An 18,579-nucleotide genomic window follows, 5' to 3' on the forward strand; every position below is an offset into this window, starting at 1 on the left:
TATGACGCATTTAATAAGTATGACGCATTTAATAGGTATGACGTATTTAATAAGTATGATAGATTTAATAGGTGCGATGGATTTAATGGATATGACAGATTTAATAGGTATGGTAGATTAATGAGAGTGATAGATTGCGGTTACATATCATATTAATTTTAACCCGCTATGCAAATACCCTTGTCATTCCCGCGTAGGCGGGAATCCATTTGCATCGTGGCACTTAAGAAACGGAAAGAAAAGCAAACGTGCCGAGCTAAACAATGTGCAGCCCAACAAATGATGAATATAATACATTTTTTACTAAAACTGTTGGGCTGCGCTATGCTTAGCCCAACCTACCCTTGATGTACATAAATACCCTATTGCAACAAACTACTCTATTATTTAGGTAAAGGTACTTTGTCATAATTTAAGTCTTAATTATGATTGAGAGATATTTATGAATACGCCACTTAATAATAATCGACTTGCCATCTATAGCATGATGCTAACCTTCTTCTTAGATTTTATCGGTTTATTCATGGTTTATCCTATCTTTGCGCCCCTCTTTTTGGATTCAAATAGTCCCATGTTGGATGCTCACACATCGCATTTTAGGCGCACCTTAATTGTCGGTACCTTAACGATGATTTATGGAGTTGGTCAGTTTTTTGGTGGGCCTTTGCTAGGTGAATTATCAGATCAGTTTGGCCGTAAACGTATTTTAATACTTGGTTTGTCTATTTTAGTTATTGCTAATTTACTTGGTGCTTTTGCCTTGGCAGCTAACATTCTGTGGCTATTATTTGTAGGACGTTTTTTAACAGGCGTTGCCTCTGGTAATGGTTCCGTCATTTTTGCTGCTGTTTCCAACATGAGTGTTAATGATACAGAACGTGGGATTAATTTAGGTTATCTTGCTGGTGCTGCTTCCTTAGGCTGTGTGTTAGCACCTATGGTTGGTTCGCATTTATCTAGCCCTGCTTTTATATCTTGGTTTAGCTGGTATACGCCCTTTTTATTCATGGCTATTATTTTCTTACTTAATTTATTACTTATTGCAATGGTTTACAAAGATACAGGTACTTATCAACGCCGCCCTTTAAGTTTAACCACTGGTTTTCATAATATTGTTGAATGCTTTAAAATGCCACAAGTAAATATAATGCTATTAATTTATTTCCTTTTTGTGTTAAGCACTGAAAGTACTTTCACAGGTTTACCTATCTTTGCAGTTGAGAAATTTCAGGTATCTAGCACTTGGTTAGGTTATTTATTTGGTTTTGGATCGTTAGTAGCTGCCTTTAGCTCTATTTATTTAAATAAACAACTTAGTAAAAAATTTAATTCTTATATTATTGTTTTATTAGCCAGCGGTATTTTGTGTTTAGGCTATGCTCTCTATCTTGTTACTCCAAGCGCAAACTGGCTTTATTTAGCTTATGGCTTAGTAGGCCTTACTTGTGCAACTATTTGGTCTCAGCAAAATGCAATCATTGCCAATATGGTCGATGCCAAGGTGCAAGGCAAAGTGTTGGGAGTAACTCAGTCACTATTATCTTTAGCCCTTATTATTGGCCCGGCCTCTATTGGGTTCATTGCTTCTGTGCACTATAACTTTATTCCTATTTTATGTTTAATAGCTGGCTTATTAAGTTGGATTATTTTTATCAAATTTTATTTACAGTTCGTGCGGAAATGATAAAGACAGTAAGGTAGCATAAATCAATACAACATTAAGTAGTCTGAGTGCAGGCCTTTAGGCCGAAACCCGGGTTTCACTTCGTTTCACCCAGGCTACTTATTTATAGTAATAAGTAGGTTGGGCTGCACATCGTTTAGCCTCATCTACTCTGCTTTCTCTTTTATCCGGACAATAGTAGAAATACTTTGAGTTAGCTGGTTAAAATTTGAATATTTCAGTTTAAAAATAATAAAATAAGTTTTCGTTAATAAAATTATTTTATACTAGCACTTATTTACCTTATAATGGCTACCTTTGGGCAATCCATTGACTAAGTATGGTCGGCGATGAAAGCATGGTCTTCTGAAAAAATATCTGTCTTTGCTCTTGTTTTATTAATTACAGGGGCTATTGATAGTATTCGTAATTTACCAGGGACTGCATTATTTGGTTCCTCATTAATTTTCTTTTTTATTTTTTCAGCCATTATCTTTTTAATTCCTGTTGCCTTAGTTTCAGCAGAACTTTCTTCAACTTGGTCAGAAGAAGAAGGCGGTGTTTACAGCTGGGTCGAATCAGCTTTTGGTGAGAATGCTGCTTTTTTTACTATTTGGCTACAATGGATTAATACCCTAGTTTGGTATCCAACCATTATATCTTTTATTGCCGGAACGTTAGCCTATTTAATAAATCCAGAATTGATTCAAAATAAATATTATTTAATCTCTATAATATTAATTGTCTTTTGGTCGCTTACTCTCCTAGGCTTATCAGGCCTTAAAGCTTCAGCCGCTTTTGCAAGTTTCTGTACAATTGCGGGGATGATTTTACCGATGGCTTTTATTATTTTCCTTGCCTTTATTTGGCTTATAAAGGGCCATCCTTTAGCTATTGATTTTAGTTTTAATAATCTTATTCCACATTGGACTGATACACAATCGTGGGTATCCCTTACAGCGATAATGACTTCATTCTTAGGTATGGAACTAGCGGCAGTTCATGTACGCAATGTTCATTCACCTCAACAAAACTTTCCGCGCGCTATGTTTTTATCTGTTATTTTAATTTTAATAACCATGATATTTGGCTCACTTGCTATTGCGTTTGTTTTGCCTAAAGAAAAAATAAATTTAGTCGGTGGCGTCATGCAAGCGTTTGATAACTTTTTCCAAGTTTATCATTTAAACTTTTTAATGCCTGTGCTTATTGTATTACTTTTGTTAGGCAGTTTAGGGAGTATGGTTAATTGGATTATCTCCCCTGCTAAAGGCTTATTATTAGCAGCCGATCGCGGTTTCTTACCTCAGTGGCTCTATCGCTTAAATCAACATGGTATTGCCTCACGCATCTTACTTTTACAAGCAACCATAGTTACTCTTCTTTGCAGTGGCTTTTTGCTGTTTCCAAACGTTAATGCCATTTACTGGTTATTTACTGACTTAAGTACTGAACTCTATATGTTAATGTACGTTTTTATGTTTTTAGCAGCTTGGCGCTTAAAAACTAAATTTGCTCAACTACCTCGTCCCTTTGCAATTCCTGGTGGTAAATTAGGTTATTATTTGACCTGCGGCTTGGGGATAGGAGGCTGCATCATTACTCTTATTATTGGCTTTATTCCTCCTGAAAATAGCATGGATATCGGCGGCGCTAATCACTTTCGCGTCGTGTTTAGTTTAGGTATTCTTTTTATGTTATTGCCGGCTTTTTTACTTTATTTGCGTAAGCAAAAAGCAAATTTACCTCTTAAATTAGAAATAAAGGCTTAGTATCATTAATAGCCTATTGATTTAAAACGCTATATGAGTGGTTCTAGTTAAACAAATTTAAATTAAAAAATTGATTACTGTACCTTTTTATTCAAATTAGAATTTTATATTCCTCTAAAGAAAATTAAGCTTAAAAATAATTTAAATGCTTACTCTCCATATTGTATTGAATTGCACTAACTCACTATTGATCTTTTTTTATATAACCTGATATAAAATTAATAATTTCTTAAGGTTCTATTGCTATGCTTATGAAATCTAATCTATGTAGATTTTAAGATGTTAGCTAAAGATGTATTAAAGTTTTTAAATGAAATAGAAATTTTGATTTGTCGGATGCCAATACAGACTAATGTTTATCCTGCGGAAGCATTTTTAAAGAAAATTGAAGAATTTAGAAAGAGGATTGTTGAACAGTATGCAAACCTAAACGTAACTATTTCAACATGGTCAGTTCTTCAAGACACACTTGATCAAAAAAAGGTATTTATATTTTTTAATGAGTTATTAAATGGTCTCAAAAGATACTTACCTGAAGAAGCAAGCTCACTTGTTCCTACATCGCTAAAAAGTTTAGAAAATTACCTGGGAACTTTCAAAAAGATTGAAGATAAGCTTAATGAGTTATCTGGAAATACAAAAGAATATCAGAAATTTAAAGAGCAAATTACTCGCTATAGAACACAAATTATAGGCCCAGGGATTTTGCAAGACAGCATTTCAAGCACTGCCTTTCAATTAAAATATTTTATTAATGAATTTGATAAATTAAGTAATGAAGCTTATCGGTGGATTATTGCGGGTGAGCAGGCTTATGTTAAATATCAATCTCGTTGTAAAACTGAATATAAATACCCTTTAGAAGCAGAATTTCCACTTGCGAAGCTGCAAGAATTAGATAACGCCCAGCAAAAACTAGCAGAATTAAATGAAAAGCGTGCTGCAAATTTAGTCAGCATTCAAGAGGAATACGACCGTATTATATCTAAGAGTTCAGAAAAAAATGAGCATTTAGCGCACCAAAAAGACGAGTCTAATGACCAGGAAATAGTAAAAGCATACAATAGAGATGCTGTTAAAGAATTTTCAGATGCTCTGGATAGCTTATTTCAAGATTGGATTGCTCTCAAATCTGCCCCTTATGCTAAGGAAAAAGAATTTCAAGACAATTTAACGACATTTATAAATAAATTGCATTCAGATTTATTAAATATTGGTAAGGAACCTGGTTTTAATGTTGATGAGTTAGAAAAATTAAAAGAATTATTAAGGAAATCGCCGGAACCGACGGACTATCTACAACAACTGCAAAATTTAAAAACATCTTTAATCCAAAACTATTTAACGAAAACCACAGGTGTAGCGCCATCCACTCTAAAAAATAAAACGGCTAGTTTGGATCTAATATCAAGTGATATAGTAGCTTTCCGAGAAGGAATTGCGGCAGCTAAGAGAAAATATATAGAAACTTTATCTGCGAGACTCATAGAGAAACCTAACGTTAACAGGCAACTATTAAGTACAGGCAGCGCTGATCCAGCTCAGGATGATGAAATTACTAGAATTTGGACTGCTTATAAAGCACAAAAGAAGCAGTTAATTGAAAAAAATAAAGAAACTATTTTTACATTAGAAGAAAAATTAAGGTATTGGGGATATGAAGGTTTAGAGAAGCTACGCAAAACTCAAGAAACAGAGCTAGAGGAATTACTAAAAAATGATTCGTTGGATTTAAATGAGCTCAAAAAATTCTTTTTGGTAAAAATTACAGAGCTTCAAGAAAAGTTAATTGATCATCAATATCAAAGTATGACGAATTCGCTTAACAGTGATGCAAAAAAATTAGAAGAAATTATTAAGTTATTTCCGGCTGAATCTCAGGCGCGAGTAGTAATAAGTGCTGAACAACGCAGGGACTTATTACAAGACTCTCTAAAAGCTGTAGAGGAATTATATTTATTATTTAAAAAAGAATGTCTAAAGAAAATTAGCTCACTTGAAACAGAGTTAGAAAAACTAGGTGTGCTTTATTCATTACAAGCAAGTTTCCTAACTAATTTAGAAAAACAAGGTACTCAAATAGCTAAAGCACAACAAGCACCTAACGTTTCTAATGAAATATTAATTGAATTACTTAAGGTTGAATATGAAAAACAAAGAACTGAATTAATTACAGCGCTTCAAGATGCTATCAATAACCTTAACGCTAGTATGGGCATTTTTGATATTATAAAAATTGATTTTGCTATACAAACTTTAATGCCAAGTGTAAATACTATAAAAGAATCCCTACATAACTTTATTAAAGCTTATAATGAAAAAATTGGTTTCTTAATCACACAACCTCAGATTCAATTAGGTAATTTACAAACTGTAAAAGAGGATTATTTAAAAGATATTGAGAAAGAAATAAGTAGTATTAAGAGCGCTTTAGTATTTGCTTATGGAGAAGCAATTAATACTGTAAGAAACAACCTAATTGCTCAAATTGAACTTACTTCTGTAATCAAACAACATGAAAATTTAGAATCTTTAGAGCGCGAGATTATTGGAACTAATGAAGCTGGTCAGACTATTAAAAATGAATTAACCGACCCTTTTGCTAAATTATCCAATCTAAGAACAGCTGAAGATATTCTCGCCTGGCAAAAAGATATTTATTCAAAAGTTTTAGAAGCCTGCAATTGTGCTTCTAAACTGTCTATAGCCTATAACTTGTATATTACTGCACAAAAAGAAAGGCGACAAAAGCAACCAATTTATATGGCCTCCACTCAATTTTTAAATGATATAAAAAAAGAATATGAACGTATTGTTACTAAATATAGTGGAATTGATAAAGAGCTTGCTAAAGCTAAAAAAAGTGGGGAAAATTTTAATACTTTAGAAGCAACCAAAAAAGCCATATGTAATATTGAAAATTTTAATGAGAATAACCCTGCACTCCCTAGCGATTCAAGGCTTAAAAAATTACATGAAATATATCAAAGCGTAAAGATCGTAAATGATGCTTATTTAGCTTCTCAACATGATTCCGTTGCGGCTGATAGTGAACACAAAAATTCATTAGGTCAGGTATTTGCTGACCTGCGCAAAGATGATATGCAAGATATTTCTGCTGATAAACGTTCCGGATTTACTAGTTGGCTACGCGCTTTACTAAAAAAAATTAGCGGTAAAACTCAAGAATCAACTAATGTAACTAAACATTCTTTATTTAAAACAAGTTTCGGTCATTGTAGGACAGAAAAAGTGTTAGTCGATTCTAGTAATGAAGTAGTTAATGCACTAAATGCTGCGTCTAATTCTTAATTTACTATTATAATTTTTTATTTTCTGCTTTTAATAATTTTTTGTTAATGCCTCTTTTCTTGCTTTTTCCAAATCATCTGCCGTATTAATATCTTGTTGCGGCACAGCGCAAGCTACATCCACTCTTATTTTATGACCTGCCCAAAGAGCGCGCAATTGTTCTAAACATTCACTGATTTCTAATTTACAGGGTAACCAGCTAACAAAATCAACGAGAAATTTAGCGCGATAAGCATAAAGACCAATATGTCTAAATACATGGCTAATGCTATTAGGCTCATCGCGATTACACGGGATGGGTGATCTAGAAAAATAAAGCGCATTATTGAAACGGTCACGAACTACTTTTACCACATTTGGGTTTAAGAGTTGTTCTTGTTTTTCGATAGGCCAACATAATGTTGCCATATTTAATTCACGATTTGTTAAAATACGAGCTACCTGATTAATTAAAGCAGGTTCAATAAAGGGCTCATCGCCCTGTACATTCACGATAATATCATTTTCGGTATAAAATCCACGTGCAATGACCTCAGCAATTCTATCCGTCCCCGTTGCATGTGAAGGCAATGTCATTTCAACATGGGCGCCAAATTCTCTAGCATGTGTAGCAATTTGTTCATTATCAGTGGCTATGGTGATGGTTTTAGGCTGCGCTTGCAGTGCTTGTTCATAGACACGTTGAAGAACCGTTTTTCCATCAATTTCCATCATTAATTTGCCTGGAAGACGAGTTGACTGATAACGTGCAGGGATAACAACATGGAAATTAAAGTTCATAAGGATTCCTTTTCCTCAAGTGGAATTAAGCGCGCTTCTTGCTCAAGCATGACTGGAATGCCATCTTTAATTGGGTAGGCAAGTCTATCAAAGCGACAAATAAGTTCTTCATTTTTAAGTAATAATTTCCCTTTACATAAAGGGCACACTAATATTTCTAAGAGACGTTTATCCAAAAGAGCTCCTTTACTTTAGCTTGTAACTACAGGGCTTAACTTGATTTATGAACTTAAATTAAAAGGGATAATAAGAGCTCTTATTATATTGGTCAAGTTAAAAGGATTTGCCTTGGGAAGAAAATTATATCTCGTTGGTGTAGGCTAGGGTAAAATTCTTAAATTTAAAATGAATGACCATTTTAGGAGTTACAGGCAATAATGGACTGTCATAAGTAGCCTGGGTGCAGGCCTCTTAGGCCGAAACCCGGGGTTCACTGCGTTGCATCTAGGCTATTTGCTAATACAGCCCGATCTACATCTGTCATTCCCGCGTAGGCGGGCATCCATGTTAAAATTAGCCTCAGCGTTAATTGAGAGATTGATCCCTACCTACGCGGGGATGTGCGGGGATGACAGAAGTAGCCTGGGCGCAGGCCTTTAGGCCGGAACCCGGGTTTCACTTCGTTGCACCCAGGCTACTTGATATATGATTTAATCTTGTAATTAGCCTGATTTTGGCGGATGTGCCACTTGATTACGTATGTAAATGGGTAAGGCTTCTTCTGCTTTAATTGGCGAAATAGATTGTGATTGTACTAAATGGAGCATTGTAGCAGCATTTATAGAAACCTCTTGCTGCTTTATGATATTGGCTCGTAACATTTCAGGTAAATTTGAAAAGTAAGGCATAAAATTAATACCTACTAATTGTAATGGCTCTGTAGGAATAATATTGATATCGTTTGCTGCCGATACATACTCAGGTATATCTGTTGGCGAAGACTTATCATAATAAGCCCAATAAACTTGGTTCATACGCGCATCAATCAAGGCTAAGACAGGATAGTCTTGCTTGTCTTGATTCATCTTAACTTCGTAAGCGATAGTTGCTAAACTGCTTACGGGAAATATAGGTAAATCATGCGGATAAGCTAAGCCTTGCGCAATACTACAAGCGATCCTAAGACCGGTAAAACTCCCAGGGCCACGACCAAGCACAATACCATCTAATTGCGTTATAGATAAAGCAGCTTCACTTAATAATGTCTCAATCATGCTTAAAATAACTTGCGCATGTTGACCTTGGCCAACTTGGCTCTGCTTATGTATTTCACCTTGATTTGATAAGGCAAGTGTTGCCACCGAGGTTGAGGTATCAAGCGCTAACAACTTCATGATTAAACACCCATTGATCAATAAAATTTAAAACACATTGCTCATCACGAGTTTTCTGTAAGGGAGGAAGACTTGCAAAAATTTGTTGCCCATAAGAGCGACCGGTCAACCGCGGATCAGCAATCATGAGCACTCCTTTATCAGTCACATCTCGAATTAATCGGCCAACACCTTGTTTTAAAGCTAACACCGCATTTGGCAAAGATAATTCATCAAAACCTGATAGACCTCGTGCTTTTAAGTAAGCCATTTTACCACGCATCACGGGGTCAACGGGACTAGCAAAGGGCAATTTATCAATAATTACACAAGATAAAGCCTCCCCCTTCACATCAACACCTTCCCAAAAAGTAGCTGTTCCTAATAAAACCGCATTGCCTAATTGCCGAAAACGAGCGAGTAAAATAGGTTTAGCCTCTTCTCCTTGAATTAATAAAGGGTAGTCTAGAGTATCAATCAAAAGATCAGCAACTAATTTTAAAGCACGATGACTTGTAAATAAGAAAAAACAGCGTCCCTGACAAGCTTTAATAATAGGTAAAGCTTTGTTAACTAATGCTTGGTAGTAAGTAGGATCATTGGGATCAGGTAAGAATCGTGGTAAATATAACAATGCTTGTTTAGCATAATTAAAAGGACTTGGCAGCAGAAGAGTTTGAGCTTCATCAAGACCTAATGGTTTAGTGAAACAGTCAAACGAGGAACCCATAGTAAGCGTTGCTGAAGTAAAAATATAAGCACAAGATAATTGCTGTTTTAAAAGAGCTTTAAACGAGTCAGCATTATCATAAGGTGTCGCATGTAAAACTAAAGAGTGCTTATAACGTTCAATCCAGCGAATTAGCGTTTTATCTGATTTCTGAAATGCCACAGCTGTGGTTTTAAACGCTTCAAGGCGTTTAGCACATCGTTTAAGTCCAGCACTTTCTTCATCTTCCATCTCGGCTATACAGGCAAGTAATATATCAATTAAATCGATCAATTGTTGCCAAGATTTTTGAAAGGATTGATGGCGTTCTACCACATCCCAACTTAGTTTATCCTCTTTAGTAGCTAAACTATTAATTAATTGTTCAATAATCTGATCTGTTTCTAAACTTAGCTTTTTAAGCGGTTGATTGGCTAAATCAAGCACCGGCCATTCATGAATCACATCATCAACTAAATCGCGCAATTGCCGGGTGCCTAAGCGCTCTTCATTAAAATGAGCAGCAATTTCCGCCAACTGATGCGCTTCATCAAAAATAATGACTTCTACACCGGGTAAAAGCTCACCAAAACCTTCTTTTTTTAAACGAGAATCGGCAAAAAATAAGTGATGGTTAATGATAATTAAATCAGCTTCAAGCGCACGTTTTCTGGCTTTAACCAAAAAACAATCTTGATAATAATTACATTCACTACCCAAACAATTATCAATATTAGAAGTAATATAAGGCCAGAGTGCCGAGTCTTCTTTAATTTCCAACAATTCACTGCGTTCGCCGTAAGTTAGCTGGGGCACCTTTTCTTTAACTTTTAAAATATCATGAATAAGATGTGGTGCAATAAAAAAACCCTCTTCCGCATGTTGCTCAATACGATAACGACAAAGGTAATTTGCTCTACCTTTTAAATTTTGTACATTAATAGCACGCCCAAGTGCCCGTATAAGCAATGGTAAATCTTTTTGAAATAATTGATCTTGCAGCGTCTTTGTTGCTGTTGAAATAACAGTCTTTTTACCACTTAATATAGATGGAATTAAATAGGCAAAGGTTTTTCCTGTTCCTGTGCCTGCTTCTGCAACTAATATTGTCTTTTGAGTAATTGCCTCAGCTACTGCAGCCGCTAAGGTAATTTGTGCTTGACGCGCTATAAAGCCAGGAATCGCAGTAGATAGACGTCCTTGTTCACTTAAAACTTGTTGACAATGCGAGGACACATCATCATTTAAATGCTCTATTCCCACTCTTTTTCAAGAAATTGCAATTTGTCCTTAACCCCTTCCCATTCTTTTGCGTCAGGAGGTCCATCTTTTTTTGCCGTAATATTAGGCCATTTTGGCGCAAGTTCTGCATTAAGTTCTTGAAATTTTTTCTGCTCAGGCGTTAAATCATCCTCAGACATAATGGCTTGCACTGGACACTCGGGTTCACAAAGCGCACAGTCAATACATTCATCTGGATGAATCACTAAGAAATTAGGTCCCTCATAAAAACAGTCAACGGGGCAAACTTCAACACAATCAGTGTATTTACATTTAATACAACTTTCAGTCACAACAAAAGTCATTTTAAAATCGCCAAGGTTTAAGAATAATGTTTATTAAACCATAACTTGCCTTGTTTCGGCTAGCTTAGTTTTGCAAGAGGTCTGGTTTTATTTATCCTTCATCTAACTTAAGTTCTGGTCCAACAGGTACAATGCGACTAGGGTTTATGGTTTGATGACTGTAATAATAATGTTGCTTAATATGCAAAAAGTTAACAGTCTCTTTGATACCAGGATAATGATAAAGTCGCTTAAGATATTCTTGCAAAGCTGGGTAATCAATAATTCGTTTTTTATTCGTTTTAAAATGACCATAATAAACTGCATCAAAACGAATAAGGGTGGTAAATAATCGCCAATCAGCCTCCGTCAATTGACCACCAACTAAATAACCATGCTGTGTTAGATGGGTTTCTAATTCATCTAAGGTTGCAAATAATTGTTCAAATGCTTCTTCATAAGCTTCTTGAGAAGTAGCAAAACCACAACGATATACCCCGTTATTAACAGTATGATAAATCTTACCATTAATGGCATCAATCTCAGCACATAAAGAAGGTGGGTAGAAATCCTGTTCATCACCAGTTAAATGATTAAAAGCACTATTTAATTGGCGGATAAGCTCAGCAGATTCATTGCATACTATTGTTTGGTTTTCTTTATCCCATAAGACAGGAACCGTGACACGACCCGTATAATTAGAATCTGCTTTACAATAAAGCTCATAGAGATAACGAAGCCCATAAAGCTTATCGCCGGTAGCGCCCATCTCCTGTTTAAATTCCCAACCATGCTCCAGCATATGGGGGTGAACCACAGAGACATCAATAAAATCAGTTAATTTTTTAAGTGTTCTAAAAATTAAAGCACGATGTGCCCAAGGGCAAGCTAAAGAAACATATAAGTGATAACGGTTAGCAACAGCAGGAAACTTTGCATCTGGCTTTTCACTAACTTCGTTATGAAACTTAGAAGGCTCTCGTTTAAAGGCGCCTTTTGTTTTTGAAGTATCATACCAAGTATCTTGCCACTGTCCATCTACTAAAAGCCCCATAGCCTATCCTCAATTGCTAACCAATAAATTAATTATAGTGCCGCCACTATACCTGATTAAGCTAATAAAAACCGAAAGTTTTTTTGGATTTCACTTAAATCAAATTTATTAAGAAATAAGGAAAAACACATCCAAGCGCTAAGGGCTGCTAAATCGCGAAAAGGCGGTGGTAAATAAATAGGAGGTGTTATGATCTCTCTTTCGAGAAGTTCCATCAATAAGGGCAAATCATCTAGCACTAATTTACCTACAAATAATAACGGAATCATCTCAACCCTATGTTGACTTATAGCAAATCGAATGAAGTTATAAATTAACAAAAAACCTTTGGCATAGGATAAATCTTTAGTAAAGGGCCCACCTGTTGGTGTACTACCTCGAAAAATTCGCACTGCATGATTATAACTATCCATAGGACTTAAGCCGCATTCGATAAAATAGCGATAAATATCAATAAAGTCAGCGCCTTCTCTTACTTTGTTAAGCGCAATAACACGATTAGTTATTTTACGTATTCGCCCCGGATAAGAAGAAAAAGTAACTATCTCGGTGATAACTGCCAAACCCTCCTGAATGACACTACAAGAAGGAGAGCCTTTCGACAGAAAAGTACAATAAGGTTGTGACGTACCATTTAATGTCGTACCAACATGCACCCAGCCTTCATGAACTTCCAAATATTTTACATCTCTGTCGCTAAACTTAGCATGTTGACTTAATTTAATATTATCAGCACCCGCAGAGGCATCAGCAATCATATCATCACTAACCATGACCGTAATTTTTCCTGGATGAAAATTAAAAAAATTACTTAAACGCGTTTGCAGAATTTGTTGTGCCTCTTCAGGCGTGTAGCGTTTTAAGTCAGCATCTGATTGCAATTGAATATCAAGCGCTGTCAATACATCAAAAAGTACATTGCCTAAATCACTTAATCGAGGTCCTCCTGAATAAAATACATCATCAGGACTACCATATAATTCCGTAGCTAACTGACTAAATACTGGGGTTCCTCGGCAAGCTAACATATCTACTGCTTTAATATATTCTTCACATTGTCGCTTAAGTAAGCGTGTGATGGGCGAATATTGTCCTAATTGATTCTGCGCATCTCGTAAAATTAAACGAAATTCCTCTTGTTTTTCTTGAGGATCAAAAGGCAGTGGTCGATTATTATCGTAATATGCCTTATCGACCGCCGGCAGTTTACTTGCTTTATCGCTAAAAAATTGCTGACGTATGGAATCATCCCATTTAATGCTATCTAGAATACGTATTTGACTCTGTGCTTCAACAAGACGAGTCGATAATTCTTGAATAACAGCTAACTCAGTCGATTCCATAATCTTACCTTAACTTATAGTCTTAGCCATTGCAGTGGGCGGCTCAACATTCATATTAAAAGTTGATGCTGGTGTAGGTAAATCGTAAAAATGACCAATATTAGCTGCCGTTAATGGCGACGGTACATTAATAGATGCACCGTTTCTACTTTGTAAATACATTTTTTCACCAGTACTTGCATACTGTGAACACGCTACTAGTCCTAGGGTTGACATCGCTAAAACAATTTTTTTCACATCTTACCTCATTAAATTAATTGCAAATGCTTTAAGGCTTGTTCTAAAGGCTCTTGATATTCTCTAGATAAGGACGTAAGTGGTAAACGCAGCTCCGGCCCTATTAATCCCATTTTGCTTAAAGCCCATTTAGTAGGAATCGGATTAGCTTCAAGGAAAAGGAGACGGTGCAAGGATTGTATTGTTTTATTAATATTAATCACTTGCGTTTTATCACCAGCGAGACCGGCATCACACAATTTAGCCATTTGCTTAGGCACCACATTAGCGGTTACTGAAATGATACCTTTAGCGCCCTCTATAAGCCAGTCAGCCGCAGTATCATCATCACCGCTATAAATATCAAGCGTACAATTACATAATTGCAAAATTTCTTTTAAACGGTCTACTTTACCTGTTGCTTCTTTTATACCAACAATATTAGATATTTGAGCAAGCCTTGCCACCGTTTCAGGTAACATATCACAAGCAGTCCGGCTAGGCACGTTATAAAGAATTAATGGCATAGGAACGGCCGCTGCAATTTGACTGTAGTGCTGATAAAGCCCTTCTTGGGTTGGCTTAATATAAGCAGGCGTCATAATTAAGGCAGCATGGGCACCACATTCCATCGCCATTTTGGTTAACTCAATACATTCTTTTGTCGCATTTGCAGCCGTACCTGCAATCACCGGGATTCGTTCACGAGTTTGCTCAACGACAGTCTTAATGACCAAATATTTTTCATCATGACTTAATGTTCCTGCTTCACCTGTCGTTCCAGCAGCAACGATTGCATGTGTTCCAGCTTCAATATGGAATTCAACTAATTCCCTTAAACGCCCTACATCAACTTTATCATTTTCTAGTGGGGTCACTAATGCAACCATACTACCGCGAAACATAATGTTTTCTCCCAAAAAGTCCCTACTTCAATACTACTGGCGGAATAGCAATTTAACAAGGTTATTCATATGTCTTTGATTTTATTTTAGTCACTTTACATAAATATGTACTAATATGTTTATTGAGGGAACTAAAAATAGGAAGAAAATCATGAGAAAAACATTACCATTTTTGCTTGTAGTAGGATTATCAATGCCTTTACTTGAAGGCTGTACAAACTCACAAGTAGGTACAGTTGGTGGCGGCCTTGCAGGTGCAGGTATTGGCTATGCTGCTTCTGGCGGTAGCGGCTGGGGAACTGCTGTAGGTGCTGGCGCCGGTGCTTTAATTGGTAATGCAGTCGGTCAATCTCAAGACCGTTACTATTATAATGGTTATAATGGTTACTATGGCTATAACAACTATCCTTACTATTATTACTAATCTGTTATTATCACTCTAACGTATTTTATTCAAGACTTTTAGTGATTGCTCTTATTCACTAAAAGTCTTTTTATTTAGCGCAAAAATAAATCATATAGGACTTACGCAAAATACCAAGGTCGAGGCAAAAAATAGGTTTAATGAGGGAGTTTAGATAGACTAAATGACCGAATTAAACCTATTTTTTAACGAAGATATTGGTGTTTTGAATAAGTCCTATCATAAAATCATTGCTATACTGGTAACAGTACTATTTTAAATAAGGATATGAGGACTATGCGCTTAAAAGATAAAGTAGCTATTGTTACTGGCGCTGCCAGCGGAATTGGTAAAGAAATTGCCTTCGTTTACGCACGTGAAGGCGCGAAAGTGGCTATTGCTGATTTAAATCTTAATCAGGCAGAGCTTGTAGCTGAGGAAATTAAGAGTCAGGGTCATACTGCTATTGCTGTTGCAATGGATGTTACTAATGAAGAACAAGTGAATCAGGGTATTGATTCAGTTGCTGATCAATTAAATGGTATAGATATTTTAGTTAGTAATGCCGGAATACAAATTATTGATGCTGTTGAAAATCTTACTTATGCCAATTGGAAAAAAATGCTGGCTATTCATTTAGATGGAGCTTTTCTTACAACACGTGCATCTCTTAAGCATATGTATGCCTCTAAACGTGGCGGTAGTATTATTTATATGGGTTCAGTACATTCAAAAGAAGCGTCAAAACTTAAAGCACCTTATGTTACTGCTAAACATGGTTTATTAGGATTATGTCGAGTTGTTGCAAAAGAAGGCGCTGAACACGGCGTGCGAGCGAACGTAATTTGTCCGGGCTTTGTGCGTACACCGCTAGTTGATAAACAAATACCTGAACAAGCTAAAGAGCTTGGCATTACTGAAGAACAAGTTATTAAAAACGTGATGTTAAAGGATACCGTTGATGGTGAATTTACTACCACTGATGACGTAGCTCAGACAGCACTCTTTTTTGCTTCCTTTGAATCAAATGCGTTAACCGGCCAATCGTTGATTGTTTCACATGGCTGGGTTATGGAATAGCGATTAATACCCAATCGAGTAAGGTGGAGTCTATTATGAACGAATCACAAATTAGAGAAAATGCTTTCGCAATGCCCCTAAATTGCCCTTCTTATCCGCGTGGGCCTTACCGATTTATTAATCGGGAATATTTTATTATTACGTATGAAACAGATATGGATATTCTGCGTGAAGTTGTACCAGCACCCTTAGAAGTCACTGAACCAATTGTTAAATTTGAAGTCATCCGTATGCCAGACAGTACTGGATTTGGCTCGTATACTGAATCAGGTCAAGTAATTCCTGTGTATTTTAATGGAACTGCAGGAGGATATACGCATGCTATGTACTTAGATGATTTATCGCCTATTGCTGGGGGACGAGAAATATGGGGTTTTCCTAAAAAATTAGCTAATCCAAATCTTTTTGTTGAACAAGAAACTTTAATTGGTACGCTTGATTATGGTTCTACACGGATTGCAGCTGCAACAATGGGGTATAAATATGAATCAGTAGAAGAGGACAAAGTCTTATCAGCACTAACCAGTCCCTCTTATCTTTTAAAAATAATCCCTCATGTTGATGGCACTACTCGAATTTGTGAGTTAGTGGAATATCGGCTTTCTGATGTTATTATAAAAGGAGCTTGGTCTGGCCCCGCGCAACTTGAACTTTTTCATCACGCCATGGCACCTGTTGCATCACTGCCGGTAAAACGAATTATCTCTGCAGTTCATATTATATCTGATTTGACATTACCTTATGGTAAAGTTATTCATGATTACCTTAAATAAGCCTTTTTAATTCCAACCTTTTAGATACCGCGCATAAAGCGCGGTACGTAGGGCATCCATCAGATAAGCTAATTTTATTATTTATTTAGTGCCAAACTCGCAATGGATACTGTCCAGTGGGTATGATAGATATAATGCGGTAAGCCTAAAAAGTTATACACCGCAACATTTAAAAACAATAAGGTTTAATGTCACAAATATCAAAATCTTCAATATTTGCATTCATCATTGAATATAATTTCACTAGCCCTAGAAACACTAGAAAACTCGTAAACCATAAGCCTATTTTCATCCAGCTTAGCTGATTAGAGTATAATTCCGATAGTGCTTTCTCGGAGGTAATAAATTCAATAAGCGACTCTTTTTCTTTAGAGATAACCCCTTTCGATTTTATCACTCTAATAACTTTCTGTCTTTGTAATAATTCATCTACTGCAAGGGTCATAGGTACTTTTTTATCATGAATTTCAGTTATTTTTCCCGAAAAAAATAATGAGCGTGGAAAAGGATTAGCTCTTTTTTTTGCAAAAGAGATGTTACATCCGCCTAAAATATTAGAGTTTTGGATATAGGTTATGAGGGCCTTTTGTATATCATACAAACTCGTGGGTGCTGCATTTACAATGACATCTCGCATACCATGACACGTTGCAATCGAGCTAATAAATAAGCCTGAAGGTTTTAATAGGGAGGCTATACCAATAGACAATAAGGCTGTTGAGTCGCATAAGTCCATTATAATAATATCGAATTGAGGCGGTTGATTTTTATGCCTATCAACCCAGTCTTGCCATTTTACCAACGAAATTTCATTAAACTCTAATAAATCAACGCTACCATGCTCGCCTGTAATTAATAAAACTTGTACATCTTTAGGATGATTTTGATTACAACTTGGGATTATGCCATCATTCTTATTGATTTCTTTTATTTCACAGTGCTTAAGCTGTAATAATTTTTTTCGCCATATCTCTTTTTTAGCTCTATTCGCCACTGTTGAATCAGAGCAAATCACAACCAATTTGAAATGAGACATGGCGCTTTCCGTAAGTCATGTGGATTCATTATAAACAAACTCACTGTTTATTGATAAGTTTTTAAATCATCAGAATTTTATATTACTTAGATAGATAAAGTAGGGAGACCTTAATAATAAGGCCTCACATTTTGATTTACTGAAACTTAGGACCGATAATTTTCAATGTTGGTGAAGCCCAGTAAATAGTCTGATTATTATTTAAACTCTTATAAGGAATAAGAATCGATTTGTCCGTTTTAAAGTGCCAAAATTCACCACAATAGCGACCATCGTCTCTAGATGAAACAACTTCAATTACTCTTCCTTTTTGGTCAGTAAACTGACGGCAATAAGTTGCATCTTGGTTGGGCGGTATTTTAAGAGGTGAATTTACTAGCTCAACTTCACCTTGTTTATTAAAAGAAAACATCAGCCGAGACATGCTTGCATAAATATCATGGCTAAAACGTATAATTAAAGAGGCAAAAAGTAACACTACAATGGTCGTTTTAACTTTACGCCTAAAGGGTGTCCTCCCCCGTATTACTCGATAAATCAGATTCCAAACGATAACGATGGCTAATAAACTAATAATTGTAGTAAGCACCTTTTCTCCTAGCTAATTTAATAGTTAGCAACTTTAACGAAATTATAAAATTAATGCACTCTAAAT

At 35.9% G+C, this 18,579-nt stretch carries 17 protein-coding genes; 6 read left to right on the top strand and 11 right to left on the bottom strand.

Annotated elements, in window-relative coordinates:
* The first annotated feature begins 442 nt into the window (after positions 1-442).
* From DYH30_RS10060 to DYH30_RS10070, 3 genes are all read left to right on the top strand, one after another.
* Entirely contained in the window at positions 443-1,684 is a 1,242-nt protein-coding gene (locus DYH30_RS10060; protein ID WP_115331535.1) for an MFS transporter, read from the top strand.
* Positions 1,685-2,013: 329 nt separating this feature from the next.
* Positions 2,014-3,435, top strand: a complete 1,422-nt coding sequence (locus DYH30_RS10065) for an amino acid permease (RefSeq protein WP_115331536.1) — start codon at positions 2,014-2,016, stop codon at positions 3,433-3,435.
* Positions 3,436-3,714: 279 nt separating this feature from the next.
* Positions 3,715-6,747, top strand: coding sequence for a hypothetical protein (locus tag DYH30_RS10070; RefSeq protein ID WP_115331537.1), 3,033 nt, complete (start codon positions 3,715-3,717; stop codon positions 6,745-6,747).
* Positions 6,748-6,777: 30 nt separating this feature from the next.
* Here the strand turns inward: DYH30_RS10070 and kdsB are convergent, their stop codons facing one another.
* The 9 genes from kdsB to dapA all read right to left on the bottom strand — a co-directional run bounded on the left by kdsB (position 6,778) and on the right by dapA (position 14,632).
* Positions 6,778-7,527, bottom strand: a complete 750-nt coding sequence (kdsB, locus tag DYH30_RS10075; RefSeq protein WP_115331538.1) for a 3-deoxy-manno-octulosonate cytidylyltransferase — start codon at positions 7,525-7,527, stop codon at positions 6,778-6,780.
* A complete protein-coding gene (locus tag DYH30_RS10080; RefSeq protein WP_115331539.1) occupies positions 7,524-7,703 on the bottom strand; it encodes a Trm112 family protein in 180 nt (59 codons plus the stop codon). Before DYH30_RS10080 ends, kdsB begins: the two co-directional genes overlap by 4 nt.
* Before the next feature lie 486 nt (positions 7,704-8,189).
* Positions 8,190-8,861, bottom strand: a complete 672-nt coding sequence (tsaB, locus tag DYH30_RS10085; protein ID WP_115331540.1) for a tRNA (adenosine(37)-N6)-threonylcarbamoyltransferase complex dimerization subunit type 1 TsaB — start codon at positions 8,859-8,861, stop codon at positions 8,190-8,192.
* Positions 8,842-10,812 carry a DNA repair helicase YoaA gene (gene yoaA / locus DYH30_RS10090; RefSeq protein ID WP_242604669.1) on the bottom strand — a complete coding sequence of 657 codons (1,971 nt, stop codon included), beginning with the start codon at positions 10,810-10,812 and terminating at the stop codon, positions 8,842-8,844. The genes tsaB and yoaA overlap by 20 nt, the downstream gene beginning before the upstream one ends.
* The gene (gene fdxA / locus DYH30_RS10095) at positions 10,803-11,135 is read right to left on the bottom strand and encodes a ferredoxin FdxA (protein ID WP_115331541.1); all 333 of its coding nucleotides are present in this window, start codon (positions 11,133-11,135) and stop codon (positions 10,803-10,805) included. The genes yoaA and fdxA overlap by 10 nt, the downstream gene beginning before the upstream one ends.
* Before the next feature lie 91 nt (positions 11,136-11,226).
* The gene (locus tag DYH30_RS10100) at positions 11,227-12,168 is read right to left on the bottom strand and encodes a glutathione S-transferase family protein (protein WP_115331542.1); all 942 of its coding nucleotides are present in this window, start codon (positions 12,166-12,168) and stop codon (positions 11,227-11,229) included.
* A gap of 56 nt (positions 12,169-12,224) precedes the next feature.
* Positions 12,225-13,511, bottom strand: a complete 1,287-nt coding sequence (locus tag DYH30_RS10105) for a flavohemoglobin expression-modulating QEGLA motif protein (RefSeq protein ID WP_115331543.1) — start codon at positions 13,509-13,511, stop codon at positions 12,225-12,227.
* A 9-nt stretch (positions 13,512-13,520) separates the two neighbouring features.
* The gene (locus DYH30_RS10110) at positions 13,521-13,748 is read right to left on the bottom strand and encodes a hypothetical protein (protein WP_115331544.1); all 228 of its coding nucleotides are present in this window, start codon (positions 13,746-13,748) and stop codon (positions 13,521-13,523) included.
* A gap of 11 nt (positions 13,749-13,759) precedes the next feature.
* Positions 13,760-14,632 carry a 4-hydroxy-tetrahydrodipicolinate synthase gene (dapA, locus tag DYH30_RS10115; RefSeq protein WP_115331545.1) on the bottom strand — a complete coding sequence of 291 codons (873 nt, stop codon included), beginning with the start codon at positions 14,630-14,632 and terminating at the stop codon, positions 13,760-13,762.
* Positions 14,633-14,783: 151 nt separating this feature from the next.
* On the opposite strand from dapA, the gene DYH30_RS10120 reads away from it, so the two are divergent.
* The 3 genes from DYH30_RS10120 to DYH30_RS10130 all read left to right on the top strand — a co-directional run bounded on the left by DYH30_RS10120 (position 14,784) and on the right by DYH30_RS10130 (position 16,888).
* Positions 14,784-15,056 carry a glycine zipper domain-containing protein gene (locus DYH30_RS10120; RefSeq protein WP_115331546.1) on the top strand — a complete coding sequence of 91 codons (273 nt, stop codon included), beginning with the start codon at positions 14,784-14,786 and terminating at the stop codon, positions 15,054-15,056.
* 276 nt (positions 15,057-15,332) lie between these two features.
* Positions 15,333-16,115 carry a 3-hydroxybutyrate dehydrogenase gene (locus DYH30_RS10125; RefSeq protein ID WP_115331547.1) on the top strand — a complete coding sequence of 261 codons (783 nt, stop codon included), beginning with the start codon at positions 15,333-15,335 and terminating at the stop codon, positions 16,113-16,115.
* A 35-nt stretch (positions 16,116-16,150) separates the two neighbouring features.
* A complete protein-coding gene (locus DYH30_RS10130) occupies positions 16,151-16,888 on the top strand; it encodes an acetoacetate decarboxylase (protein ID WP_115331548.1) in 738 nt (245 codons plus the stop codon).
* A gap of 169 nt (positions 16,889-17,057) precedes the next feature.
* Here the strand turns inward: DYH30_RS10130 and DYH30_RS10135 are convergent, their stop codons facing one another.
* On the bottom strand, positions 17,058-17,924 hold the full coding sequence (locus tag DYH30_RS10135; protein ID WP_115331549.1) for a hypothetical protein: 867 nt from the start codon (positions 17,922-17,924) through the stop codon (positions 17,058-17,060).
* A 136-nt stretch (positions 17,925-18,060) separates the two neighbouring features.
* On the bottom strand, positions 18,061-18,513 hold the full coding sequence (locus DYH30_RS10140) for a hypothetical protein (protein ID WP_115331550.1): 453 nt from the start codon (positions 18,511-18,513) through the stop codon (positions 18,061-18,063).
* Between the last annotated feature and the right edge of the window lie 66 nt (positions 18,514-18,579).

Source organism: Legionella busanensis, assembly GCF_900461525.1.
GTDB lineage: Bacteria > Pseudomonadota > Gammaproteobacteria > Legionellales > Legionellaceae > Legionella_C > Legionella_C busanensis.